Here is a 2,769-nt window from a genome sequence, read left to right as displayed (position 1 = left end):
ACGATGCGACTTACGCGGCGTTGACGACGCCGCCCAGAACGTCGTAGAGCTCCTTCGCCTCAGCGTCGTTCACGGAGACGACCAGACGGCCCCCACCTTCGAGCGGCACGCGCACGATGATGAGTCGGCCCTCCTTCACGGCCTCCATCGGCCCGTCTCCGGTTCTCGGCTTCATGGCTGCCATTGCGGCTCCTTTACATCGATGGTCTGCCAGACAAGTTTATCGTGAGGGTACAGACACCGGGGTACGCCTGTGGAAAGCGGCATCCATTTTTCGACATCAAGGCACCTGCCAGGCTGTATTCCCCAACGCGTACATGTTGTAGATCCACCACCACTGGCCGACGAGACACGCCACGAGCACGCCGATCCGCCACACGCGGGAGCGCGGCACCGCGAACGCCCCCCACAGCGGCGCGAGCGGCACAAGCAGGCGGAACAGACTCGACTGCGGGAAGAAGACGAGCAGGAGGTAGAACAGGTAGCTGGCACTCCACAGCCGGATCTCGACGCCCAGCCGCTTCACCTGCGGAAGGAACAGCAGGGCGCACGCGATCGCGACGACGACCGCCCCGACCGCGACGTACCCCCAGGCGACCGGCAGATGCCACATCGTGCCGAACCAGAAGTGGATGCCGGCGGCGAACGCATCGAACGGCGCGAAGCTCGCATCGCCCAGGATCCAGTTGCGACGCCACGCGAGCTCCGTCGACAGGTACGCGCCCGGATCCCCGGTCGCCCACCCGGCGATCAGCTGCCACGCGAATCCGGCGACCGCAGCAAGCAGCCCCAGGACGACGATGTGCGCGATCTCACGGCCGCCGAGCGGCTCGCGGCGCCGGTTCCACCAGCGCCAGATGCCGAACAGCGCGAGGAACAGCGAGAAGGCGAGCACTCCCGGGCGCGTGAACGCCATGAGCGGGATGAGCAGGTACAGCCAGCCGTATCGCCGGCGCATCACGCACCAGATCGCGCAGAACAGCCAGAGAAGGTTCAGCGTCTCGGCGTAGCCCACCTGGAACAGCGCTGCCAGCGGGCCGCAGGCGAAGAACACGACGGCCCACGTCGCCGCGGACGTGTCGAGGCGCAGGCGTAGCATCCGGTACAGGATGAGGGATGCCGCATACCCCGCCACGAGTGAGACGATCACGGCGCCGGCCGCCCATTGTCCGAAGGGGATCGAAACCAATTGCGAGAGGTACGGGTAGATCGGCAGGAAGGCCCACGCGTTCTCGGCCACCTGCCCGGTCTCGGTGAGCGGGAGCGTCGTCGGATAGCCCGAGTAGCCGATCAGCCAGTACCACGTGCCATCCCAGGCAACGACGGTCGATGCAAGATTCGCGTCGGGCCCCATCCGTGTGCCGAAGCCCGAGAGCTCAGCCGCGAGGAACAGGAAGAACGTCGTGATCAGGCGCGCGGCGACGTAGATCACAGCGATGCGCAGGGCCGCCCGCGCGGGGCGGGGCGACGCCGTCGGGGCGGGCGCGACCGAGGACGCGTCAGCCACGAGGACTCAGCTGCCCGCGAGCCAGGCGCGCAGGCCCCGCTCGACTGCCTCGATCTGGGCGATCGGCACACGCTCCTCGTCGTGGTGCGCCAGGCTCGGATCCCCCGGTCCGTAATTGACGGCGGGCACGCCCAGCGCGCTGAACCGCGCGACGTCGGTCCACCCGTACTTCGGGCGCGGTTCGGCGTGCACCGCAGCGAGGAACTCCTGTGCGAGCGGTGCGTCCAGGCCCGGGCGCGCACCTGCGGCACCGTCCACGACCTCCACCTCGAACCCGTCGAAGACCTCACGCACGTGCTGCTCCGCCTCGGCGAGAGTGCGGCTCGGAGCGAAGCGGTAGTTGATCTCGACTTCGCACAGGTCGGGGATGACGTTACCCGCGACGCCTCCGCGGATCCGCACGGCGTTGAGCCCTTCGCGGTAGACCAGCCCCTCCACCGGGACCTCGCGCGGTTCGTACGCAGCGAGGCGCGCCAGCACGGGCGCCGCCTTGTGGATCGCGTTGTCACCCACCCACGCGCGAGCACTGTGCGCGCGGACGCCATGCGTACGCACGATAGCGCGCAGGTTGCCGTTGCACCCGCCCTCCACAGCGCCGTTGGACGGCTCGCCGAGGATGGCGAAGTCGCCCTGGAACAGGTCCGGCCGCGTTCGCGCCAGACGGGTGAGGCCGTTGAGGTCGGCGTCGACCTCTTCGTGGTCGTACCACATCCAGGTGATGTCGACGCGGGGCTCGGTGAGCTCGGCCGCGAGCTTCAGCTGCACGGCAGTGCCGCCCTTCATGTCGACCGTGCCACGGCCCCAGATGACGGGGACGCCGTCGAACTCGAGGTCGCGCGTCGGAAGGTTGCCGTTGATCGGCACGGTGTCGATGTGGCCGGCGATGACGACCCGCTGCGCACGCCCCAGATTCGTGCGCGCGACGATCGTGTCGCCGTCGCGATAGACATCGAGGTGCGGCAGCGCCGAGATGGCGTCGTGGACGGCGTCGGCCAGTACACGCTCGTCACCGGAGACGCTCGGAATGTCACAGATGTTCCGGGTGAGTTCGACGGAGGACACAGTGAGATCGAGCGACGCCATTGTTCGAGTCTACCCAGCGACATGCGGCCCTCTTGCCTGTCGGCGTGGGCTGTTAACGCGGAATGGCCACCCAGGGTGTGGGTGGCCATTCCGTGAATGGGTGTCCGGCGGTGTCCTACTCTCCCACAGGGTCCCCCCTGCAGTACCATCGGCGCTGAGAGGCTTAGCTTCCGGGTTCG

At 68.0% G+C, this 2,769-nt stretch carries 3 protein-coding genes and 1 rRNA gene; all 4 read right to left on the bottom strand.

Annotated elements, in window-relative coordinates; translation table 11 throughout:
• Positions 1-10 precede the first annotated feature (10 nt).
• Positions 11-184, bottom strand: a complete 174-nt coding sequence (locus ACTHNQ_RS05350; RefSeq protein WP_019179788.1) for a DUF3117 domain-containing protein — start codon at positions 182-184, stop codon at positions 11-13.
• A 96-nt stretch (positions 185-280) separates the two neighbouring features.
• Positions 281-1,507 carry a hypothetical protein gene (locus tag ACTHNQ_RS05345; RefSeq protein ID WP_440331764.1) on the bottom strand — a complete coding sequence of 409 codons (1,227 nt, stop codon included), beginning with the start codon at positions 1,505-1,507 and terminating at the stop codon, positions 281-283.
• A 6-nt stretch (positions 1,508-1,513) separates the two neighbouring features.
• The gene (gene dapE / locus ACTHNQ_RS05340) at positions 1,514-2,590 is read right to left on the bottom strand and encodes a succinyl-diaminopimelate desuccinylase (RefSeq protein ID WP_440331762.1); all 1,077 of its coding nucleotides are present in this window, start codon (positions 2,588-2,590) and stop codon (positions 1,514-1,516) included.
• 102 nt (positions 2,591-2,692) lie between these two features.
• Positions 2,693-2,769 (bottom strand): 5S ribosomal RNA (gene rrf / locus ACTHNQ_RS05335); the annotation flags it as partial.

Origin of the sequence: Microbacterium sp., from assembly GCF_051953575.1 — a bacterium.
In the GTDB taxonomy this organism is placed as follows: Bacteria; Actinomycetota; Actinomycetes; order Actinomycetales; family Microbacteriaceae; genus Microbacterium.
Note: the sequence above shows the minus strand (reverse complement) of the source record. Positions and strands in the feature narration are given on the sequence as shown.